Raw genomic sequence first — 20,871 nt, 5'->3', positions numbered from 1 at the left:
GATGGTCGATGGCGGCACCGCCGCCAGCACCGACATCATCGCTGACATCTTGCGGGCGTCGAATTCGATGCGCGGCGGGTCGAAGGCGAAATCGATGTTGACTGGCAGGCCCGCCGCCTCGATGTCGGCACCGGTCGGCTCGCGGAACGTGATCTCGCTGATCTTCTCGCCGTGGGCATCCACCGGCTTTCGGAGCTTGAAGGTGAGCGGCTTGATCTGCGGCGGCGGCGCCTCGTCGGCCACCGCCTCAAGTTTCGGATTGGCCTCGGGCATTAGCTGATCTCGTCACAGGCTTGGCCCTCGAACCGGGCGCGGAACTGACCGTCGTGCGTGTTCAATTCGAGCGCGGATTTGCACCACGCATTCCGCAGGACGTAGACCTTGCCGTTGATCAATTCCGCGGTGACCGTCGCGTCGGTGATCAACTCCATGTCTTCCAGCGAAATCTCGGGCCGCGAGGAGATGTCGCCCTCGATGTATGGGACGCGCGGCAATTCCGAGTAGCCGTGCACGTAGTCCTGCCCGGCGATGCCAGCGCGCTCGACCGCGCTCGGGCTGACCACGAACGAGCCCTTGAGCGGGTATTGATTGCCGTCCACCTTGAGATAGGCGGTGCCTGCGATTGCGACGCCCATTGCCGTGCTCCCTGTTGCGAATGAAAAAGCCCGCCGCGCGCTTCACGCGCGGGCGGGCATGGCGGATTGAGCGACGCGGGGCCTAGATCACCGACTGATCGAAGCCCCGGTCGTATTGCAGGCGGAATTGCGCCAGCACCGCAAAGATGCGGAGTTGGTTGATCAGATCGGGCGGATACAGCACGTTGACCCGGTTCGGGTTGGTCGTATCGCGCTCGACGATCAGATTGTCCTTGAAGGCTTTCGCGTTCTCGACGAGGCCCTTGAATTCATCCTGGCGATATTGCGCGACCAGTTCGGCCTTGATGATCTTCGGCGTGACAATCGCCTGACCGGGACCGAACCGCGTGCCGTCATCCGCGAGCTTGTGGCGCGGGAACTTGCTGGTGATCGCGTGTTTCTGCCGCCGCAGCAGCGCCGACAACGTGGCGAGCGTCGTCACCAGTTCGTAAGCGTCGTCGGGCTGGTCGTAGAGGTTCTTCTGATACGTCGTGGTCTCTCGGCGGATCGCCGGGACATTGTTGGCGCCGACGCCCTGCGTCGCGAGCCCCGCGCCCGCGAGCGCGTTGCATTCGGACAGCAGGAACCGCTGGTGCTTCGGCGGCGCGAGCACGCCGGTCAATTCCAAGGTTTGCAGCGGGCGGGCCGGATCATTGATCAGGGCGCGGCCCGATTTGGCCGCATAGGCCGTCGCCACTTCCCACGGCGCTGATGGCATGGCGGGCTCCATGCTCATCACCGAGATCACGCCCGAATTGTTGTTCGGGCCCCATTGCAGCAGATCGGCATAGGTGCCGCGCCGCGCGCTAAAAACGTGGCCGTAGAGTTCGCGCATCCAGCCCCAGCGGCCATTGTCCGAGAACCCGTATTCCATGTCGATCGCATCGAGCGACGTGCTGTCGGTGAACGGGAACGCAACATAGTCGTAAACCTCGTCGCCCATCGCCGAGATCGCGGCGTCCAGATCGGGCACGCCAGTGCCGCCCGCGAGCATTCCGGTGCCGATATCGATGACGAGACCGGCGGGCAACGTCTCGCCCGCGAGCGAGCCGCCGTAGTTGATCGCGATGGTGATGTCGTTGCCTTCGACGCCCTTGTGCCTGGCGGTCAGATTCACGTCGGCGGAGGCGGCGGTAGCGGTCACCGGCATCGAGAGGTCGGCGCCGATCGCGTCGTTGATCGATTGCGCGACGATCGACATCGTATCATCGGCGTCGATATGCACCGGCACGCGGCGCCCTGCGATGTAGACATAGATCGTGCCCGCCTGCGTCGGCGCGGCAGTCACGGAGATTTTGCCAGTCGCCGCGACGCCCGTCGCCGGTTCGGCGATCGGCACCATCCAGACTTCCTGCGAGGCGCTGTTCTTGAAGAAGACTTGCGCCATGGCATCGAGCATCGAGCCCATCCCGGCGCCTTGCTGCGCGTCGGCGAGTGAGCCGATCGGCACCGGCACATCGACCGTCGCGTGACCGGTCGGGAGCTTGTACCCGAACAGCAACGCCGGTTGCCGCTGGGTGAGCGATCCCGCTTTCGACGGATCGACCTCGACCCAATACAGCGGCATTCTCCAGTTGGCCGGGATGTCATTGAACGAGATGGGCATCGGGATTTCTCCTTCGGGTTACGGCATGGCGACGCCCATCGCCGACCTGCGCGGTCGGACGCGGAACGGATCAGCGATGTCGGGGAAGCGAGCGGCTAGCTGTGCGGAGCGGTCGCGGCCTTGGCCTTCGGCTCGGGCTTCGGCTTCGCGGGCTCGGTCGTGTCAGCGGTGATGACGCCCTCGCGCAGGCGGCGGAGCGTGAATTGATCGGCCGGCCACATCGAACCCTCGGGCCGGATCATCCCGGCGCTGGGGTGCTTCAATTTCAGATCGCCCACGGCCTTGACCCGGAGTTTGCGGACCATCGTGCGCTCCTTTCGCATCTTGCGGGATGTCGTATTCCTGCGTGATCTGCTGCACCTCGGCGGGATCGGCATCGGCGGTCGGATACCGGGTCTCGACGTGCATGGTCTTGAAGTCGTCGGGCACGACCGGCTCCCAATAGGTGCGGAAGGTGACGACCATCTCGATTTGGATTTCGGCGACTGGCGTCTCGGCGACTTGCGCGTATTGCGACCGCCGATCCATCGCGGTCACGCCCTCGATCATGCAGACGAATGCGGGATTGGTAAGCAGCCGCTCGTCGATGCCGGCCATCCGCTCTTCCAAGATGCGCAACTGCTCGCCGGGGTCGGCGTTCGAGATCGCGCCCGCGATGCCAAGATGCAGCCGGTGGATGAAACGGATTTCGCCCGCGTTCTCGTCGCCGTCGGGCCCGCGCGTTTCGCGCAGGATGTAGACGCCGAGCAACGGCAGATCGGAGGCCGCGACTTGCCGCATCGGCGTGCGCCAGTACGACTTGAAGAACGGCGTCGGCTCGTCAGCCGTCGGGGCCTTGAGCAATTCGAGCACCCTGTCGGCGATTTCGATCGCGTAGGTGCTCATTCGGGCCGGTCCGTCTTGCGGAGTGTGAGTGTCATTCCGCCCTGGCCGTCGCCGCTGCTATCGGCGACCCAAAAGGTGGTGCCAGCGGCAACGCCTTCGTTGATGGTGATCCGATCGCCGTTGACCGGCGGCACGGTCCACTCGCGCAAGCGGATGCCGAGCGTCGTCTGCTGATCGGAAAAGATGGTGCCGTCCTGCATCTGCACGTCGGTCGGACCCGACGAGAAGACGCCGCGCGCCGCATAGTCGGGCGCGCCGGGTTGCGAGACCTCGGGCCGCACCGTCACCGAGATCGCGAACGTGGTCATGCCCGGCAGAAGGACGAGCGTGGAAAAGTCCATTCCCATGGCTCGCCCCGCTGCGGTTAGGCCGTCCGCCTGCCTTGGATCAGCGTGCCCGGGCGCGTGCAGATGTTGAGATTGTTGGTCTGCACGTCGAGATGGACGCCCTTGTTGTTCGCCATCATGTACTGCCGGGCGTACCGGTTCTGTCCGAGGGTGTTCACCGTGTCGAAGTAGTCGGCGGGCGCGAAGTAGGTGCGGAACAGTCCCGGGACGCCGCTCGCGAAGATGTGGCACTTGTCCGTCGCGATGAACGGCGTGGTGCCGACTTGGCCGCGGTAGTTGGTCCAGAGGATGCCGCCGAACGGGAACGTGCCGTAAATCTGCCCCGAGGCGACGTAGCCCTGGCGCAGTTCTTCGGCGGCGGTCCAGTTCTTGTAGGTCTCGCGCACCTCGGGATGGGCGATCAGATCGTCGAAGAACGCATCGCCGCAGATCGCTTCCACGCCAGTGAATGGCGTGCCATCGAGCGCCACCGCGATGGTGCGGGTCACTGTTGAGCAGAGCTTCCGCAGCACGCCGGAAGCCGGGTTCGCATTGCCGAGATCGAACGGGACCTCGGCAGGCTGCGCGACGTTGAACAGCGTGTAGAGATTGAGCGTGCTGCCATCGGCATAGGTGACGATGCCCTTGACGGCACCGATCCGCGAATACTCGATGGTCGCTTCCTGCGACTGGCCGTCGGTCTGCATGCGCTCGCCGACGAGCCGCATCACGCTATCCTCGCCGCTCTCCTGACCGAACTGGCGGATGTTCTGCACTTCCTCGGCGTAGACCGCATCGTTGACCTCGAAATGCGGGACGTTGATCGAGAGCAGCGAGCGCTTGCCCTTGTCCAGCGTCACGCCGGGGCCGCCGCGCGGCGTGGGCGGGACGAGCGCGAGCACGTTGTTCTTCTGCTCGATCGCGACGGACGTGGTGGTCACGCCGCTCTCGGTGAACAAGCCGCGCGACCCGAGATAGCCCGGGACGAATTTCAGCTTGTTGATGGCATCGGTCAGCGACGTGACGCTGAATGCATCGCTGTTGAAGATGTCGAGCATGGGCATTGCCGTTTCCTTTCAAAAAGACAAAAGCCACCCGCACCCCCGACAGCACGCCGCCGTGGTTGTTGAGGTCGGATAGATTGCTGGGATGGTTGGGAGGGGTTTGCCGCTAGCGGACGATGATCTGCTTGCCCGCGAGATCGGTCGCGATTTGCGCGATCTGCGGAGCGGTCAGGCCCGTTTTGTACGACAGAGTCTTGCCGTTCACTTCGGCCTCTCGGACGATCGCGGAGATGGCTGCGGTCGCACCGGCACCCGTCACCGCGCCATAGAGCGCGATAGCGCCCGCCGTCTGCGAACCATCGGCTGCGGCGGGATCATGCGCGACCCAATTGCCGCCGGTGATCTGGCCAAGCACTTGGCCGGGCACAATGGTTTGCATGGCACCGATGGTGATGTTGCCGCGCGAGCGCTGGCCGTTCGCCTCGGACAGCAAAAACTCGGCGGGGTGCCGACCCTCGTTGAAGGTAGCCATGGTTGCTTCTCCTGTAGCGGCTGGGTTAGATGCGGATGCGCGCGTTCAACTGCTCCGCGATCCGCGACCACGCAGCAGTGTTCTTCTCGCGCATCGCCTGCGTCGGCATCGCGCGATGATGTTGGGTCTGGAGCTTCTCGTCGGCGGCGGCCCGCGCATCGATCAGCTTGGCGCGCACGTTCTCGACGGTCTCGCCCGCCTTGATGAAATCGCGCGCCAAGGCGGGAAGGCCCGCGAGCGCGCACAGCGAATTCACCTCGTTGACGTAGGCGATCGTGCTCTCGCGCCCTTCCTTGCGTGCTGCATCGAGGCTGATGACCTCGGCGCCGCTGCGATTGACAGGACCCGGGTCCGCCGCCGTCTCCGGCTTCGGACCCGGTTCCTCAACAGCCGGAGCAGGAGGCGGCTCCCGTTCGGCGGTTGTCTTGATGGTGGCCTTGAATTTGACCGCAGCGGCGGGAGGCAGGAGCCGCAGCGAGTAGTTGGCCGCCATCTTGACCTCGCCGCTGATCTCGTCGGCGAGACCGAATTCCTTCGCTTCCTCCGCCGACATCAGGCGGTCCTCTTTCATCAGCGCGCGCACGTTATCGACCGGCTTGCCGCTCCGGTTCGCATAGGTCGCGGTCAGGGATTGGTCGATCCGGTCGAGATCGTCGGCCATCGCGCGCATGTCGTCGGCATTGCCGAACGAGAAGCCGCTGGCGCCGTGCACGAGCAGGAACGAGTTCGCGGGCATGATGATCTTGTCGGCGGCCATTGCGATATAGGACGCGGCCGAGGCCGCGATCCCATCGACATAGGCGGTGACGTTCGCCGGATGATGCCGAATGGTGTTGTGGATGCTGACGCCATCGAACACGTCGCCGCCGGGCGAGTTGATCCGCAGGTCAAGCCGGGTGATGTCGCCGAGCGCCTTCAACTCGGTGTCGAAATCCTTGGCCGAGATCGTGTCCTCACCCCAATAGGAGCGGCCGATCTCGTCATAGATCATGATCTCGCCGGTCGTATCGTCCGTCTTCTTCATCGAGAACCATCGGCGCATGGTCGTACTCCTATGCTGCGGCTTGATTGTCGTCGGCCTCGTCGGCGGTCTCGTCGGCGACCTCTTGCGGATCGGGCGCGACGGGATCGGCGTTCGGATCGACGGGTTGCGTCGAGGACGCGCCGTGGATCGGGAAGTCGAGCCCGAGCTTCTTCTCGCGCTCCTTGTCCGCCGCGATCCGCTCGTCGGTCTCCTCGGGGTCGTAGCCCTCGGCCTCGATGACATCGCTGCGCGACTTGAAACCGCTATCGACCGCGAGCTTCTCGGCTTGCCGGTCCTTGAGCGGATCGACCCACTCAAAGCGCGGCGCGATCCACTTCGCCCGCTGATAGGCGATCGGATTGTCGGCATAGCCGGGCAACGCGATCGTGCCCGCGAGCACGGCGTCATTCATCCAGCGCAGCCAGATCGGGCGGCACATCTGGAAAACCATGACGTTGTGCTGCAATTGCTCCAACCGGCGCCGATATTCGACGATGACGCCGCGCAGCGACGAGTAGGACGCGCGCCGGGTATCGCCGGTCCCGAGCATGTAGGGCACGCCCATCGCCGAGAAGCAGGCAAGCTGGTTACGATACTGGAATGCCTCATAGGTGCCGCCGACATCGGCGGGCTCGGAAAACTTGATATCCTCGCCGGGCAGCAGCGCTTGCATCGTGCCCGGCTCAAGCGGCGCGATGCCGACTTGATCGCTGGTCTCCGAGGGCTGGACATCCGGCAAGATGTCCTCGGGCGCGGGCGTGGTGATGAAGCCCGCATACATCGCCGCAAGCTTTTTGCGATCGAGTTCGGCGTCGTCGTACTGGTCGAGGAAATACAGCTTGACCAGCGCAGGCGTCACTAACGGAACGCCCCGGACTTGGCCGGGGCGCGTTGCTCGAAAGATGTGGAGGACTTGATCGGCGGGCACTCTCACCTGATCGGTATTGATGCCGCCCATCTCGATCGGCCCGTCGCCAGGATGGTTGACGAAGAACCAGTAAGCGACGCGCCGCCCGATGAAATCGAACTCGACGCCGTTCATCACGTAGTTGCCGTTCGGCGCGATGCGGTTGTCCCAATAGGGCAGCATTTCGCTTTCAAGCATCTGGATTTGCAGCGGCACCGAAAGTCCGTCCTCAACGCGTCGGGCGCGGAAGCGGATGAAGCACTCGCCCGCCTCGAACAGGGATCGCGCGGCCATCGATTGCAGGCCGTAGAAGTCGGCGAGGCCGTCGGCGTCGCACTCGTCGGTCCAGTCGAGCCATGCGGTCATCACCGCATCGCGCTGGCCCTCGGTGGTGATCAGCGACGACGGCTTGATCCCGGCGCCGATCAGGTTGCCGACAAAATTCTCGGACGCGGCGGTCGCATGCGGATTGTTGCGCAGCACGTCCCGGGCGCGGGCGCGCAGCATGTCGCCCTGCCAAGACATGATGACGTTGGACGTAACCGTCGCCGGGCGCCACGGCGCAAGCCGCCGGGCATAGCGCGCCGCATCAAAGCCGGTCTGGCGCGGCGTTCCGCCTATGGTCGCGGGCGCCGTCGGATCGGCTTGATTGCGGATCGACGGCGCCTTGACGCGATAGCGCGGCTTCTCGACGGCGGCGGGGACGGGCATCGATCAGAGGCCCTTGTCCCACGGCGAGACCATGCGGAACGTGCGGCGCGCCTTCACGCCGCTCAGATCGGCATCGATCCCCGCGAGGATTTCCCGCAACTCGGACAACGATCGATATTCGACTGACTTGTCCGAATAGCTGACGCGCTCGGCGCCCGATGCAATCGCGGTCAGCAAGTCTTGCTGCTGCTGTTGCGTGAACGTCAGCGTGCCCGGTTTCTTCGCCATGGCTCACACTCCCAAATAGCCCGACCGCACGATCCGGCGCGGCGCGCGCGGCATGGGCCGGTGCGTCGGCGGCACGTCATTCGGCGGCGGCGGATTTTCGTTTGTCCTGGCGGGCGTCTCTCGCTCTCGCGGCATGCCGACCCGCTGCATGTTCATGAGGTAGCTGGTCGCGGCCAGCATCGCCTCGCAGTCGAGGAAATGGTTGTTCTTCGACCGCCTGATCCACTCCGGTCGCCCGGTCGGCGATTTGACCCGCGCCTCGGAAACGATCTGGTGGCAATAGTCGTCATCGATGCCGACGGGCACTTGCCACGAGCCCGGAGTTTCCGGCGGCCAGCGCAAGCGCTCGTGCACCCAGCATTTCCAATGATCGGTATCGAGCCGCACCAGATCGAGACCGAACTTCGCCGCCTTGCCCGATCGATTGACCTCGATCTTGGACAGGAGCAGCGGCACCCGCATCGGCGCGCTCGATCCCTTGGTCGGGCGGACCCGCTTCGGAAAGCGGCGGCAGAATTCGTAAACGCGATTGAGCGGCAATGTGTCCGCCTTGCCCGGGCGGAAGCCGCTATCAACGAATGTCAGATGGATCGGCAGGCCATCGATCGGCGTCGAGATCAACTCGGCGAGCTGGTCCCACACCTCGGTCTCGGCGGTATCGCCGCGCAGGTATCCCCAATCGATCAGCCATGACGTGGCGCGCGGACCCCAGCCGCGAATGACGTAGGGGATGGACTGCTTTTGCACGTCGGCGGCGATCGAGAGGCGAAGGACGCCGTCGGGGACTTCACCGCGCCGGTATTCGGCGTGGCGCGCCTTCTCCTTGATCTCGGCCCATTCCGGCACCTCGCCGCCGCCGGGCGAATACTACTCACCGAAGCCTGCATTGATCGCCTGTTGCACCATCGCGTCGTCGCCAAGCGCGATAGCTTCTAGATAGACCCGAATGCGATCACCGAACGAGACGAACGGCGATGCGAGGCCCGAGACCCAATAGCTCACCGACATCGTATCCGGCGGATCGCCGGAAACCTGGCCGTTGCGATCGATGGTCTGGCCGGGCGCGACGTACCGGCCGCGCTCATTCATCGCCGCTTTGTAGCCGTCCTCGATGATGCCGCCGCAATGCGGGCATTCCAGATAGGTTTCGCGCGCCGCCGCCATCGGCGAGGCTTTCGCCGGGTAGCGCATCAGGTTAAAGCGCGGGACGAAGTATTCGCCGCAATGCGGGCACGGCCACCACCAGTGATGCCGGGTGCCTTGCTGCCAGAGTTGCCAGATCGGGCTCTCGATGTCGTCGGCCACGGCAACGTCCCAAAAGAACAGCTTGGATCGCTTGTCCTCAACGGCCTCGACGCGCCCGCGCTTTGGTGTCGACGTGACCACGCAAACGAAATCCGCATAGGTGTCGCCGCGCCGCTCAACGAGACCGAGCGGGCCGCCTTGCTCGTTCACGTTCGAGCGCATCTCGTCGTATTCATCGACCAGCGCCAGGACTGCCGGGTCCGATTTGAGCGCGGCCGACGATCCGGCATGAGCGAGACGGAACGGGACGCCTGCGACCGTCTTGCGGGTCTTCGTCATCCGCTTGCCGCGCGCGAGCTTCTCGGTCAGCGTCGGCGCCTGATCGAGCAGCGCCATGACGCGCGGCTCGAACTGCTCGGTGAGGAATTGCCGGTTGGGACCAACGTACAGGATGGGGCCCGGTCGCTGATCGAGCCGCTGCCCCGCGACATCGAGCATCGCCTCGGACTTGCCGGTCTGCGCGCCGAAGACCATGACGACGCGCCGATACTCGCCGCTCGCGATCACGCGCTCGGGCTCGATAACGTAAGGCGTCAGATGCGGGTCACGCGGCCCGGGGATCGCGGCTGTCTGTGGATAGATGCGGTTCGTCGCCGCCCACACGTCGGGCGGCGTTGGCCGCGACGGTCTCGCTAGCAACGCGAGCCGATGCCACAGCACGTCCCCTTTCGGCGGCAATATCTGCGACCCGTTCGAGGATGTCATTCAAAGCCGTTTCAATTGTCTTGCGGAATTGCAGATCGCGCGTCACGCGCGCCGGAAGCCCGGCGGTCTCTGCTCTGAAAAGCCCGGTGATCTGCTCGACGATCGCCATCGCCTCGTCGATCTCGATCAGGCGGCCTTCGCGCACCGCGTTGCGCAACTCGATCTCGCGCGCCCTGGCGTCGCGGACCCGACTGTCAGCGGCGGATTTCTGCGCGCGCCGATCCGCGTCGTTGCGAAAGCGGATGTAACCTTGCACGACATCGACCAGATAAAACTGGTCCTTGCCTTGCTTCTCGATCCATCCCTCGCGGGCGAGTTGGCGCACGCGCTCTGCCGAGACCATGAGGAGCCGCCCGGCAAGATTGCTCGTCAGTAGTTGGCCGCGCCCGCCGCCGTCCGCGCCCGCTGGTGCGGCATTGCCGCCCGGGGCGCCGGAAGCCCCGCCGGGATCGGCGAGGCCCTGTGAGGCCCCTACGGGCCTTTGCGGAGGCGCCGTAACCCTTTGATCTTCCGTCATTTTAAGCCCCGGAATTCGACTCGAAGGATCTTCCAACCACCGACCAGTGGCCTAAATCTGGGCCATTCCGCCGGGGATTTGGCCCATTACCGGGCCGCCGCCGGTCTCCCGCCGGGCGCTGACCGATCCAGCCACCCGGCCTCGGGGGTCGAGACCTTTCGCAATTCCGCGAGAGGCCGAAAGGAGACCCACCGATGCAACGCTTTTTCGTCAGCATCAAAACCGAGCACGACGCCTTCGCGGGCGATCAATTCGAGCCCGAGATCGCGCGCATCCTGCGCCAGATCGCCGATCGCCTTGAGGCCGGGCACCGCGCCTGCGGATCGGTACAGGACGCCAACGGCAACCGCGTCTGCGAATACGGCACGGAGTAACGTGATGGCACGCACTCCCGCAGACATCGGCGCCGCCGCCGCGCAGATCGAAGACGCCACGCGCCTGTTCGGCACCGCTCAATCGCTGACCGAATGGCGCCAGCGCTTCGACTACTCGCAACGCCAAGCCGCCGACGCGATCGGCTGCTCGCGCGGCGCATGGGCCGGTTATGAGCACGGCGACCAGCCGATCCCGAAATACATCTCGCTCGCAATCGCGGCGCTATCGCTCGGGGTTGGCCGATGACGCTGACCGAGATCGAGGCCCGCGCGGTCGAGGCGATCCGCAAAGCGGATTACTTCACCGCTTCGCTTTTCCTCGGGCGCGGTCAGTACCGCGTCGAGAAGCGATCCACGGTGCTCGCCGCCATGGAGGCCGCCCGCGAGATCGAGAGCGATCCCGCTGCCTTCACCCGGCGCGCGATCATTTACGCCATTGCGCCCGACGGCCACGCCACGCTGCTGACCGCCGCGCTGATCGAGAAACTGCTTTCCCTCAAATCGAAAGGATAGCCGCCCAGCACAATTCCCGATCCCGCCCGGCGCCGCGAGGCTCCCGGGCGTGAGGGGTCGAAGGCGCCCGCACGGTGCGGCGCCCGATCAAAGGGAAATACCCATGAAGATATTCACCAAAGAAATCCTCGACCAACTCGCCGCCAATGGCGCGGCCACGCGCGCCGCGCAGAATGCCGGTCAGCGCGAGCCGGATCACGTCCCGGTCGTCAAGGTCTTCAACCCCTACGGCGACGCCACTTGGCTGCTGACCGAGAGCGATCCCGCCGAACCAGATCGCCTGTACGGTCTCTGCGACCTCGGCATGGGCGAGCCCGAGCTTGGATATGTCGCGCGATCGGAAATGGAGAGCGTGCGGGTCAATATCGGCGGCCATGGTCTACCGCTCGAACGCGACCTGTATTGGTCAACCGAGGAGCCGCTTTCGGTCCATACCGAACGCGCACGGCAAGCCCGAAGGATCATGTCGTGAAGGTGAGCACCATTCGTGGTTTCGGCGCTCCTTTCCTGCTCTTGCTGATCATCATCGGCGCCGCCAAGACGCCGACCAGCAGCGCCCCGGAAGCCCCACGAGAGACCTCCGAGCAATCAGCCGAGAAGAAGCGAGAGTTGGAAGAGTTCAAGCACGACTATCGCATCATCATGAGCATCAAAGAGACTGCGGTCAGGACGGACATCGCCACGAGCGCGTCCTTTAGCGCTTTCAACGCCAGCGTCGACTTGACCATCGGGAGCCGCAGCCCCGCTAGGGCCGATGCCATCGCAGACGGCATTTGCCACCGCGCAAATCTCGGCCTGATCGACAGAAGGCGGTGGAAGGTCCGCGTCTATCTGGCCGATGGCACTCTCGGCAGCGAGTGCCGCATCACGAACTGATGGCTATCGAGCAAACCGGCCCCGGGCGATCCCCGGGGCCTTTTTATCGATCCGCCTATGATGGAGCGTGGGGGTCGGTGCTGCGCCGCCGCTGTTCCGAGGGGGCCTCGGCCATCGCCTGCTTCCCACGCGCAATTCCCCGATACATTCCGGCGCCGCGCCGCTCGATCTCGGAATATTCGATTTCCTTCGGCACCAGCCGCGCGCGCGCCGCCGGATCGAGGAAATAGATGTACCGCATCTGGTAGCCGTCGAGCGGCGTGCCCTGACCCGACCATGATCCGCCAGTCCTGGCGAAGTGGGCCGCACGGTTCTTGCCGGTCACTTGCGTCATCTTGTGCGTAACCGAACCGTCGGGCAGTCGCAGAAGGCTCTTGTTCACCTTGATCCCGGTCAGGACGAAGCCCGATGCGCGATAGATCGTGCCGTCGCCGCACTGGCATCCATCGGCGAACGAGATCACCCAGCCGATGTGCGGATAGTGCTTCTTGATCATCCGCATCGCAATAGCGAGCGCGCGGCTCTCGCTATTGCGAGGCAGCGCCTCGGAGAAGGCGAGCCGGTTCAATTCTAGGAAGCCGTTCCACGGCGTCTCGCGCACCAGCCCTTGAATGTTGCTCTTGTCCATCGACGGGGCGAACGTCATCGCGCCTTCGAGGCGCGCGCCGAGAAAGACGCCCAGCGCTAGGAAAGCATTGTTGACCGTCTTGTGGCTGTAATGCAGCCGCATGAGCAGCGCGTCTGCGTCTCTCTTCGCGATCGGCGTGACGCGGATTCCTTTAGCCTGTCCCACGGCTAGTCACTTAGTTCGCAGCGCATGATTCGAGGCTCCGGTATTGGGATGGTCCACAGCCCACAACAACAGCCCGTCGCCAATGCTCTGAATTCACTTCGGCTTTCGGGGCATAGCGGATAGGGCCGCACTCGCCGCAGGCTTGGGTCGGTCGAGAATGACCCAAAGGTGCCCCCGTCCTAAGTCGCAGTTGCGACGCAGCATTTGCACCGGGTGCGACGATCTGCATCGAGATCATCGTCTCTTCTCGGGCTAATCTCCGCAACCGCAGATGGAATTGCTGTAGGGCAACTTGGTACTTGCTGGGTGCCTGCATCTGTGGGACCCGGCGTCGCGTGCTGGAGGCTCTTATGTTCCTCAGGCGGTCGCTTCTTCCTCTATCCATCGTCGTCGCTGTTTCATTGAGCAGCATGCCACAAGCGCGAGCTTCGGATCGTCTTGACACTGCGATGACGTTTTGGGAAGCGCGCCTGCCATTCTGCGAGGGCTTCTTGTCAAAGGAGTTTGACGAGCCAAAAACGCGCGAAGATGGGACGACCTATTTCCTGCCTTGCAACGATGGCGACACCATACTTTTCAGCGGACTGACCTGCAGCGTGGGAGACAAGCGAGGGTGCGATACCGTCAAGAGATCTCAGGGAACTGATGGTCGATGGTGGCGCTCTCCGCGGAAGCTACGCGAGGGTGCTGCTGATGGAGGGTCGGAGACAACCTTTAGCAACGACCATGCGGCCGGTGTATGGGCTTACATCGCCGAGGAGCGCGATACCGAAGCTTTTCGCAAATGGACGCGCTGGATCAAGAGGAACGATAAGCTTCTCGGTTTTATTCCGAAGTATTGCGAAGACAGCCGTTGCGGATTCAAATTTATGGATTGTCCTATGCTTGATCGGCTCGCTGTTGTCCTCAATGTTGCGAACCCTGTCTGTGATGAAGCTCCCCTCCCTCCGCTCCCCATTATTCTGCCTTCACCGACGAAGACCATTCACGAAATCCGCAACGCTCTCAATGACGTCGAGAATGCGATTAAGAACCTGCCCGTTGCAGGTGAGATCATCAAGTACGAACCAAGCAAGATATTGGTAGAGAAGCAGCTTGCAGAAATGGAAAAGCTCAGCACAAGGCTCGAGGACCTTCGTTCGCGGATTATGGTGCTGGCGCGGGTCTCTGCCGACACGACTGGAATCATTGGACGACTAAATGCGATCGTGAACGATCCAGGCTTCTCGCGTCACAATATTGCAGTGAACGCTTATCTCTTGCAGAAGTACACGGCAACCGCGAGTCCGTTGACGCTGGATGCGGTAAGGAAAGTTGCGGCAATCGAGCCAAAAAATCGCCTTTATTAACTTCGTGGCGTACGGACCAAGCCCTGAAATGGTCGGCTTGATTCTCGACAAGTGTCGCACTGAGGACCCCAAGGAAGTAAGGCCGCGCTTCCAGTGGATTTGGGAACGCGCTGACAATGACAAGAGCGATCCACCTCGCGACACGATGTACTGGGACTGTCTTTTTACTGCCAAGCTTTACAAGGGCGGACCCGTGCAAAAAGTCTCGCTACCGGAGCTCCCAGGCATGATCGAACTCTACAAGGCTGAGCAAGCCGCATTCGACGGGGCAAAAGCACGCGCTGAGGAAGGTATCGCGGCAATTAAGGCGATGATCAAGAAGCCAACGGTGGGGAATGTGATAGATGCCGCAACGACGCTGAATGAAATCCCAGCGGCAGCAGCGGCAGGCGCCGCCGCGTCAGGGGCTGCCACTGTAGTGGGCGGTGTAGTTGGGGGTGTTGCAGGAAACAAGGCGGGCCAGCAAGCTGGCCAGACAGCAGCGACAATCACCAAGACCGTTGTAAATCCTGGTCCGACGGTTCGGAGGACTGTAAGGAGGGTCTGTCGACGATGCTGAAGTGGTGCGCAGTCACCTTTATGTCCTTAGCCATCGGTGACATGACGCGCCAGGTATTCTTCACAGATGCGAGCGAGCGCATTGCCCTGCGGCGATCGGTTCGGGTTGGCATCGCCCGGCTTGCGCGGCAGGATCGCGAGCTTGATTGCGCGGTCGACCGTCTCCCACTGCTCGCCATACAGTATGAAAGTCATGTCGCGATATGGGGAGCGGTCGCCATCCGGCAATTCCGGCATCGCTTCCAGCTCGCCGACGCCGACCGAGAGCCGCGAAAGCTCGCCCTCGGTGATGCCGGTAAGCGATAGCTCAAAGCCGCCTTCGAGAAGGTCGTTCAATTCGAGCCGGAGCATCTCGTCATCCCACTCGGACGCATCGGTGAGCCGATTGTCCGCGATGACATAGGCGCGCTTTTGCTGATCGCTCCAACCGCGCGCCACGATAACCGGCACCTCGGCGATAGCGAGGAGCTTGCCCGCCGCCAGTCGGCCGTGCCCGGCTAGAACCATGCCGTCATCCGCCGCGAGGATCGGCATCGTCCAGCCCCACTGGCGGATAGATGCCGCGATCTGCTCGATTTGCTGCGGCGAGTGACGCCGGGAATTCCGCTCATAGGGCCGCAGGCGCCCGATCGGCCATACCTCAACGGTGGCTTTATCGATCAAAGCGTCCATTTCAGAGCCGATGATTTCCCGATTTCTTGGCCGTTTCCCGGGGGCCGGGGCTCAATCAAAGCCCAAAACGGAAGGGCCCTAATATGCTCAAGGTTCGCGGTCCCGCGTACCCGCGCAAGCTCGTCTCATCGGTAGGACGTAAGCGACGTTCGCGTCCCATTCGCAAAGGTTTGGCGTGGGGATTGCAGTCTGTTGATCAACGTGTTTGCAAATCGTTGGCGGGGGGTATGGAGGCGGCAACGACGGAGAATTACGAGGTGCGGCCGAACGACCAGGGCAGGAGCTCGTCGATCCGGGACTGCGGGTGACCGGTTGCGATCGCTTTGAGCGTCGCTTTCATCCAGACGTAGGGCTCCACGCTGTTGATTTTGCAGGTGGCGATGAGCGAAGCTATGCGCGCCCATGAACGACCACCTTCGTCGTGACCAGCAAATAAACTATTTTTACGCGTCAGAGTCAGCGGCCTGATTTGATTTTCGACGGGATTGGTGTCCATCTCAACGCAACCATCGTCGAGAAACAAGGTGAGGCCATCCCAATGGTTCAGGAGATAGGCGATCGCCTTGCCCATCTCGCTGCCCGGCGACAGGCGAGCGGCTTGCTCGCGCAGAAACCTCTCGAGTTCAGCGACGAGCGGCCGTGATCGCTCGTTACGGGTCGTTTGCCGAGCCGGGGCGTCGGCGCCACGGATCTCCTTCTCGATCGCATAGAGTGCGGCGATGCGCGCGAGAACGGCTTCGGCGATGGGTGAGCCGGCTTTCGGAGTCGCTGCGATGATCTTGCGCCTTGAGTGGGACCAACATGCGGCCAGCCGCAGCGGCACGCCGCCTTTGCGCTTGGGCCGTGCGAGCCGATGATAGCCCTGGTATCCGTCGACCTGAAGGATGCCGTCGAAGCCCTCGAGGATGCGCTCAGCATGGTCACCACCGCGTCCTGGCGCGTAGTGGTAGACCACGATTGGTGGATCAGCGCCGCCGTGGCCGCGATCGTCGCGCAGGACAGCCCACAGATAGCCGGTCTTCGTTCGGCCCCGGCCCGGATCGAGCACAGGCGCCCTGGTCTCGTCTATGAACAAGCGGCCCGATTGCTTCATCACGACGCTCATGCGCTCGACCAGCGGCGCGAGGTGGAAGGCGACCGTTCCCATCCAGTCTGCCAGAACGGCGCGATCGATGAAGATGCCATGCCGAGCCAGAACCTGCGACTGACGATAGAGTGGCATGTGCTCGCTGAACTTGGCGACCGCCACCTGCGCCAGCAGCGCCTCGGTGGGGATGCCACCCTCCACGAGATGGGCGGGCGCCGGCGCCTGAGCAACACCGGTGCAGCCCTTTGCGCAGGCGTAGCGCGGTCGCACCGTCTCGATCACACGATACTGGGCGGCCATGACATCGAGACGGCGGGAGCGATCCTCGCCGATCTGGACCATCCGGCCGCAGCCGCAGGGACACTCGAGGTTCTCGGGTTCGATCACCTGCTCGATGCGCGGCAGGTGCGCGGGAAAGGCACGGGCAGCGCGCCTGGTCCGGCGGCTGGACGGCGCCGTGCCGGCGCGGCGCGCACGATCGTCCTGGCGTTCCTGGACTTCGGCGATGGCAATCTCGATGTCCTCGAGAACCAGTTGCATCTGATCGGGATTGAACTTCTCCGAGCGTTTACCGAAACGTGCGCGCTCGTACTCCTTCACGAGCAGTTCGAGGCGTTCGACGCTCTCTTTGGACGCAGCCAGTTCACTCTCGACATGAAGGCGCGCCGAGCATTCATCGTCTGCGCGACGACGCTCGGCTTCAATCATCGCTTCCTGCGCGCGGAAGAGCGCGCGCAAATCGGCGGGCAGCGCTGCAAGACGGGCGGGATCAATGGGGGACGGCTGCACATCCGCAAGCTATCATCCCAAAGCCCCGCGCGAAACAGGTTGTCGGGTCTGAGTCAGTTCGCCGCAGCTGGCGTCGCGACAATCCGTTCGCCCACTCGCTTCCAGTGAACTGCACGCGCGTCAGATGCATGACGCCGTCGCTGATCTGCGGCCACTCGAAACGACCATCGCGGCCAAGGCGCTTGTAGACCAAAACGAGGCCCGTGCCGTCCCATAGCAAAATCTTCAGCCGGTCGGCGCGCTTCGAACGAAAAACCACGATCAGGCCCGAATGCGGATCGAGCCCAAGCGTGTTTTGCACAAGACCGGCCAGCGCGTCGTGCCCGCACCGGAAGTCAACAGGACGCACAGCAAGCACAATCCGCAGTCCCTGCGCCGGAATGATCATGCGCCGCGCTCGATCGCAGTCACGATCTCCGCGATCCGCACCGCCGACACGTCCGCATCCAGGCGGACCGAAACCTTGCCAATCGTAATCTCGACGGGCCCCTCGCTCTTGCCTGACGCCACTGGATCGCTCAGCTCGATCGACACGAAATCCGCCGCGTCGTCCGTGACCAATGCGAGCCGGCCAGCACGCGCCAATCTGCGCCACCTCGTCAACTGCTGGGCCTTCACACCATAACGCCGTGCGACATCACATACCCGGGCGTCGGGCTTCATGCTCTCGAAAACAGCGCGCCCCTTGATCTCCGCAGACCATAACCGGCCTCCAGAACGCGTCCGGCGCGTAAGCTTCCCCACAAAGCCATCAGCTTCGGCTTCCTCCCCCGATTGTTCCATCGCCTTCAGTCTCCTCTCGGCTCTCTGACAAGCCAAGGATCGCAGAGCGAAAGCCGAAGCGAAACCAGTCAATCAAATGGGAGAAAAGCTCCGCTTACGGTAGGACCCCGTGAAAGTTCAAATCAACGACGACACAGCGCGGTCGTCGAGGACGCGCACAGAAGACCCTGTTGAAATCGCACCGCCGGAGTCTGCACGCGTCAGCGTGCGCACCGCGCGTAAGAATGAAATGCTGCGCAAGGCCTGCCCCGCACATTCAGCGCGCGCGCGGGCCACTGTCGGGCACTGGCTGCGCCGACTGTCGGTATCGAGACCAATGTCAGCAACTTGACGCTACATGCCGCGACGAAGTGCCTTCGCAGCCTGCGAATTCACTTCGGCACGCGGTTTGCTTTGTTCACGGCATCATCACCAATCGCAGTGCGGTGATCTTCGGGGCGGACTCGGCGCGCGTCGCTGTTAGCGTCTGGTCCGCCCCGACGGTTTGCTGCGCGATAGCTTAAGGACGCTCGGTCGTGGACCGAGAAAATGCAGGGAAGTGTTGGATGCGATCTGGAGTTCTTCTTTTAGGAGCCACGACAATTGCGTTCGTCGCAAACGGTGCAGCGAATGCGGCAGACCTTGAGCCAGAAGTGAAACTGCCACCCGCGGTGTGGAACTGGTCAGGCGGCTATATTGGCGGACACGTCGGCGGCGGGTACGGCCGAACCTCCTTCAGCAATCCCTACGGTCAGTCAATCTATGGCGGTGTCGTCGATACCCCAGTGTTTCTCGCGGGTGGCCAGGTCGGCTACAATTGGCAGAACAGCAGTTGGGTGTTTGGTCTCGAACTCGACGCCAGCGGTGTTGTCTCCGAAGGCACAAACACCTGCCTCGCCGCCTCCGGCTTCGTCGTGAGCGCAAACTGCAAGGCAGGTCCCAACCTCTTTGCTACCGGGACAGCCCGCGTTGGTTACGCTTTTGGCGCACTCGGCCACACACTGGCCTATCTCAAGGGAGGCGTAGCTTGGCAAAACAATCGGGGCGACGTCATCAACAACAACGAATATTACGGCTCTTACACCCAGGAGAAAACCCATTTCGACTATGGTCGAGTCGGTAGCATCATCGGGCTGGGCGTCGAGCAAGCACTTACGCCTGCATGGTCGGTCAACGTCGAGTATGACTATCTCCATTTCGGCGGGCCGAGTGTCGCAACGCCTCCGACGGTGCAGGATCCGCCGTTCGCAATTCTTCCGGCGAACATAACCAGCCTCTCCAGCAGCTATCACATCGGAAAGATAGGGTTGAACTACCATTTTGGCGCCGACCCGTGGGCGGTGCAATGGCCCGACGCGCCGCTATACGCAAAAGCCCCCGCCAGCGCGCCGCCGATTGCTTACACGGCCGGTTGGTCGTTCGAAGGCGGATCGCGGCTCTGGCTCAGCCGGGGACGCTTCCAATGGGACCACAGCGCAGTGGGCGCCGGCGGCCTTGATGACCCCAGCATTCTTCAATCGAGGCTCACCTATCACGGACTTGACGGACTTTCCGGAGAGCTATTTGGCCGTGTTGACAGCCCGTGGGGAGTGTTCCTGAAGGGCAACATTGGCCTCGGGCGCTTCGACAAAGGACACATGAACGATGAAGATTGGGGGCTCCCCCCGAACTTCTCCTATGTCAACACGATCTCAGGCCAGGCAAACGGGAGGTTCACGTACTACACGGCCGATGTAGGTTACGATTTCCTGCGCGCCGCCAACTACAAGGTCGGCGGATTTATCGGCTGGACCTACTACGAACAGAGCTCCGACTCGAGGGGCTGTGTACAGATAGCTGACCCGGAACCCTGCTTGCCGCCGGGTGACGACAGGGTCGTTGGAAGCCAGAATACTCAGTGGAATGCAGCTCGGATCGGCCTGAGCGCCGAAACCATGCTCACCGAGCGTTGGCGTTTGAACGCTGACGTCGCTTACCTGCCCTGGACCGATTTCAAGGGGCGTGACAACCATCTCTTGCGCCCTATGACCACCTTCGCTGAGCAACGGGGCAATCGTGGCGGCGGCGTTCAGGTTGAAGGCGTCTTGTCCTACTTCATCACCAGGAACTTCAGCGTCGGCGTCGGTGGCCGCTATTGGGCGATGTGGACCAACAGGCGGAGCGACATGTTGCCGTGCAGCGACAGCGGCTGCGTTGGTGCACCCATATTTGCAAAGCACAGCATGGAGCGCTGGGGCACGTTCTTTCAGGCGTCCTATAGGTTCGATTGAAAAGATCACACCTATAGCCAAGCTCCAGGCCTCTTCGACGCTAAGAAATGGCGCGAATCGAGTAAGGATCATTAGCCATGTCCTTGCCGGGCGCGGGCCTTATCCAACTGAGCAGTTCGATCTTGAGCGCTTGGTCCCGGTAGCCGAGGGAGACCAGCGCATTGTGGGCGTCGGCCCATGACATCGCGCGAGCGATGTATCGCTCGACGATGTTGCGATGGTAGGCGCGCCATTGCGCGAGGTATTCGGGATCGAGCCGGTTGACAGCACGATCTCGCGCAACGCGCTGGATCAGCACGGCCTAGTCCTTGTAGGGCGGCACGCCGGGCGGGGGATCTTCCGGCTTATCCGCGTTCGGCTGCTCCTGTTCGGCCTTGTCCGCCGGCGGCTTGTCCGCATGGCGCCGGTCCTCGTGCTCGTCCTCTTTCGGCTTGCCTGCCATG

Annotated in this window: 27 protein-coding genes and 1 pseudogene; 8 read left to right on the top strand and 20 right to left on the bottom strand. The window is 63.0% G+C overall.

The features are described from left to right. Positions 1-36 precede the first annotated feature (36 nt). The 13 genes and pseudogenes from ACFLEY_RS32995 to ACFLEY_RS32935 all read right to left on the bottom strand — a co-directional run. Positions 37-273: pseudogene (locus ACFLEY_RS32995) on the bottom strand (phage tail assembly protein); the annotation flags it as partial. Then, positions 273-635 carry a phage tail tube protein gene (locus ACFLEY_RS32990; protein ID WP_028152434.1) on the bottom strand — a complete coding sequence of 121 codons (363 nt, stop codon included), beginning with the start codon at positions 633-635 and terminating at the stop codon, positions 273-275. The gene ACFLEY_RS32990 and the pseudogene ACFLEY_RS32995, both read right to left, overlap by 1 nt. 82 nt (positions 636-717) lie before the next feature. Then, positions 718-2,241 (bottom strand): phage tail sheath C-terminal domain-containing protein, encoded by a 1,524-nt coding sequence (locus ACFLEY_RS32985; RefSeq protein ID WP_060909883.1) that lies wholly within the window; start codon positions 2,239-2,241, stop codon positions 718-720. A 162-nt stretch (positions 2,242-2,403) separates the two neighbouring features. Then, the gene (locus tag ACFLEY_RS32980) at positions 2,404-3,126 is read right to left on the bottom strand and encodes a hypothetical protein (protein WP_060909884.1); all 723 of its coding nucleotides are present in this window, start codon (positions 3,124-3,126) and stop codon (positions 2,404-2,406) included. After that, complete coding sequence (locus ACFLEY_RS32975) at positions 3,123-3,467, bottom strand: hypothetical protein (RefSeq protein ID WP_060909885.1); 345 nt, start codon at positions 3,465-3,467, stop codon at positions 3,123-3,125. Before ACFLEY_RS32975 ends, ACFLEY_RS32980 begins: the two co-directional genes overlap by 4 nt. Positions 3,468-3,490: 23 nt before the next feature. Next, complete coding sequence (locus ACFLEY_RS32970) at positions 3,491-4,516, bottom strand: major capsid protein (protein ID WP_249163060.1); 1,026 nt, start codon at positions 4,514-4,516, stop codon at positions 3,491-3,493. A gap of 106 nt (positions 4,517-4,622) precedes the next feature. Then, on the bottom strand, positions 4,623-4,988 hold the full coding sequence (locus ACFLEY_RS32965) for a head decoration protein (protein ID WP_060909887.1): 366 nt from the start codon (positions 4,986-4,988) through the stop codon (positions 4,623-4,625). 25 nt (positions 4,989-5,013) lie between these two features. Beyond that, positions 5,014-6,030: a head maturation protease, ClpP-related gene (locus ACFLEY_RS32960; RefSeq protein ID WP_060909888.1), complete on the bottom strand. Its 1,017-nt coding sequence runs from the start codon at positions 6,028-6,030 to the stop codon at positions 5,014-5,016. Positions 6,031-6,040: 10 nt separating this feature from the next. Then, positions 6,041-7,630, bottom strand: a complete 1,590-nt coding sequence (locus ACFLEY_RS32955; RefSeq protein WP_082755800.1) for a phage portal protein — start codon at positions 7,628-7,630, stop codon at positions 6,041-6,043. 3 nt (positions 7,631-7,633) lie between these two features. Then, positions 7,634-7,858: a phage head-tail joining protein gene (locus ACFLEY_RS32950; RefSeq protein WP_049831874.1), complete on the bottom strand. Its 225-nt coding sequence runs from the start codon at positions 7,856-7,858 to the stop codon at positions 7,634-7,636. Between the two features lie 3 nt (positions 7,859-7,861). After that, the gene (locus ACFLEY_RS32945) at positions 7,862-8,704 is read right to left on the bottom strand and encodes a terminase gpA endonuclease subunit (RefSeq protein ID WP_060909889.1); all 843 of its coding nucleotides are present in this window, start codon (positions 8,702-8,704) and stop codon (positions 7,862-7,864) included. 21 nt (positions 8,705-8,725) lie between these two features. Continuing rightward, entirely contained in the window at positions 8,726-9,670 is a 945-nt protein-coding gene (locus ACFLEY_RS32940) for a phage terminase large subunit family protein (protein WP_396604304.1), read from the bottom strand. Positions 9,671-9,707: 37 nt separating this feature from the next. After that, a complete protein-coding gene (locus ACFLEY_RS32935) occupies positions 9,708-10,385 on the bottom strand; it encodes a hypothetical protein (RefSeq protein WP_171901178.1) in 678 nt (225 codons plus the stop codon). 194 nt (positions 10,386-10,579) lie between these two features. On the opposite strand from ACFLEY_RS32935, the gene ACFLEY_RS32930 reads away from it, so the two are divergent. The 5 genes from ACFLEY_RS32930 (at position 10,580) to ACFLEY_RS32910 (ending at position 12,148) form a co-directional block, all read left to right on the top strand. Continuing rightward, the gene (locus ACFLEY_RS32930; protein ID WP_060909892.1) at positions 10,580-10,759 is read left to right on the top strand and encodes a hypothetical protein; all 180 of its coding nucleotides are present in this window, start codon (positions 10,580-10,582) and stop codon (positions 10,757-10,759) included. A gap of 4 nt (positions 10,760-10,763) precedes the next feature. Further along, entirely contained in the window at positions 10,764-11,006 is a 243-nt protein-coding gene (locus ACFLEY_RS32925; RefSeq protein ID WP_129557427.1) for a helix-turn-helix transcriptional regulator, read from the top strand. Next, positions 11,003-11,272, top strand: a complete 270-nt coding sequence (locus ACFLEY_RS32920) for a hypothetical protein (RefSeq protein WP_060909894.1) — start codon at positions 11,003-11,005, stop codon at positions 11,270-11,272. Before ACFLEY_RS32925 ends, ACFLEY_RS32920 begins: the two co-directional genes overlap by 4 nt. A 103-nt stretch (positions 11,273-11,375) precedes the next feature. Then, positions 11,376-11,744 (top strand): DUF2958 domain-containing protein, encoded by a 369-nt coding sequence (locus tag ACFLEY_RS32915; RefSeq protein WP_060909895.1) that lies wholly within the window; start codon positions 11,376-11,378, stop codon positions 11,742-11,744. After that, the gene (locus tag ACFLEY_RS32910) at positions 11,741-12,148 is read left to right on the top strand and encodes a hypothetical protein (RefSeq protein ID WP_060909896.1); all 408 of its coding nucleotides are present in this window, start codon (positions 11,741-11,743) and stop codon (positions 12,146-12,148) included. The genes ACFLEY_RS32915 and ACFLEY_RS32910 overlap by 4 nt, the downstream gene beginning before the upstream one ends. Before the next feature lie 55 nt (positions 12,149-12,203). On the opposite strand, the gene ACFLEY_RS32905 is transcribed toward ACFLEY_RS32910, so the two are convergent. Next, entirely contained in the window at positions 12,204-12,941 is a 738-nt protein-coding gene (locus tag ACFLEY_RS32905; RefSeq protein WP_396604303.1) for a hypothetical protein, read from the bottom strand. Between the two features lie 350 nt (positions 12,942-13,291). On the opposite strand from ACFLEY_RS32905, the gene ACFLEY_RS32900 reads away from it, so the two are divergent. Continuing rightward, complete coding sequence (locus ACFLEY_RS32900) at positions 13,292-14,290, top strand: hypothetical protein (protein WP_211433824.1); 999 nt, start codon at positions 13,292-13,294, stop codon at positions 14,288-14,290. Then, positions 14,256-14,849 (top strand): hypothetical protein, encoded by a 594-nt coding sequence (locus ACFLEY_RS32895; RefSeq protein ID WP_129557429.1) that lies wholly within the window; start codon positions 14,256-14,258, stop codon positions 14,847-14,849. The genes ACFLEY_RS32900 and ACFLEY_RS32895 overlap by 35 nt, the downstream gene beginning before the upstream one ends. A gap of 26 nt (positions 14,850-14,875) precedes the next feature. Here the strand turns inward: ACFLEY_RS32895 and ACFLEY_RS32890 are convergent, their stop codons facing one another. The 4 genes from ACFLEY_RS32890 to ACFLEY_RS32875 form a co-directional block, all read right to left on the bottom strand. Then, positions 14,876-15,520: a ParB/Srx family N-terminal domain-containing protein gene (locus ACFLEY_RS32890; RefSeq protein ID WP_060909900.1), complete on the bottom strand. Its 645-nt coding sequence runs from the start codon at positions 15,518-15,520 to the stop codon at positions 14,876-14,878. Positions 15,521-15,770: 250 nt separating this feature from the next. Next, complete coding sequence (gene tnpC, locus ACFLEY_RS32885; RefSeq protein WP_224517700.1) at positions 15,771-17,315, bottom strand: IS66 family transposase; 1,545 nt, start codon at positions 17,313-17,315, stop codon at positions 15,771-15,773. A gap of 61 nt (positions 17,316-17,376) precedes the next feature. Beyond that, positions 17,377-17,784, bottom strand: a complete 408-nt coding sequence (tnpB, locus tag ACFLEY_RS32880; protein WP_396604302.1) for an IS66 family insertion sequence element accessory protein TnpB — start codon at positions 17,782-17,784, stop codon at positions 17,377-17,379. Continuing rightward, positions 17,781-18,179: a transposase gene (locus tag ACFLEY_RS32875; RefSeq protein ID WP_026193420.1), complete on the bottom strand. Its 399-nt coding sequence runs from the start codon at positions 18,177-18,179 to the stop codon at positions 17,781-17,783. Before ACFLEY_RS32875 ends, tnpB begins: the two co-directional genes overlap by 4 nt. A gap of 545 nt (positions 18,180-18,724) precedes the next feature. Between ACFLEY_RS32875 and ACFLEY_RS32870 the strand changes: the two genes are divergently transcribed. Next, a complete protein-coding gene (locus ACFLEY_RS32870) occupies positions 18,725-20,428 on the top strand; it encodes an outer membrane beta-barrel protein (RefSeq protein WP_063824262.1) in 1,704 nt (567 codons plus the stop codon). 40 nt (positions 20,429-20,468) lie between these two features. Here the strand turns inward: ACFLEY_RS32870 and ACFLEY_RS32865 are convergent, their stop codons facing one another. Beyond that, complete coding sequence (locus tag ACFLEY_RS32865; RefSeq protein ID WP_028154636.1) at positions 20,469-20,726, bottom strand: hypothetical protein; 258 nt, start codon at positions 20,724-20,726, stop codon at positions 20,469-20,471. Between the two features lie 3 nt (positions 20,727-20,729). Next, the gene (locus ACFLEY_RS32860; protein WP_155258309.1) at positions 20,730-20,870 is read right to left on the bottom strand and encodes a hypothetical protein; all 141 of its coding nucleotides are present in this window, start codon (positions 20,868-20,870) and stop codon (positions 20,730-20,732) included. Between the last annotated feature and the right edge of the window lies 1 nt (position 20,871).

Source organism: Bradyrhizobium sp. YCK136 (assembly GCF_044570075.1).
GTDB classification, from domain to species: Bacteria; Pseudomonadota; Alphaproteobacteria; order Rhizobiales; family Xanthobacteraceae; genus Bradyrhizobium; species Bradyrhizobium diazoefficiens.
The sequence above is the reverse complement of the archived record's forward strand: the minus strand, read 5'-3'. Positions and strand labels throughout refer to the sequence as shown.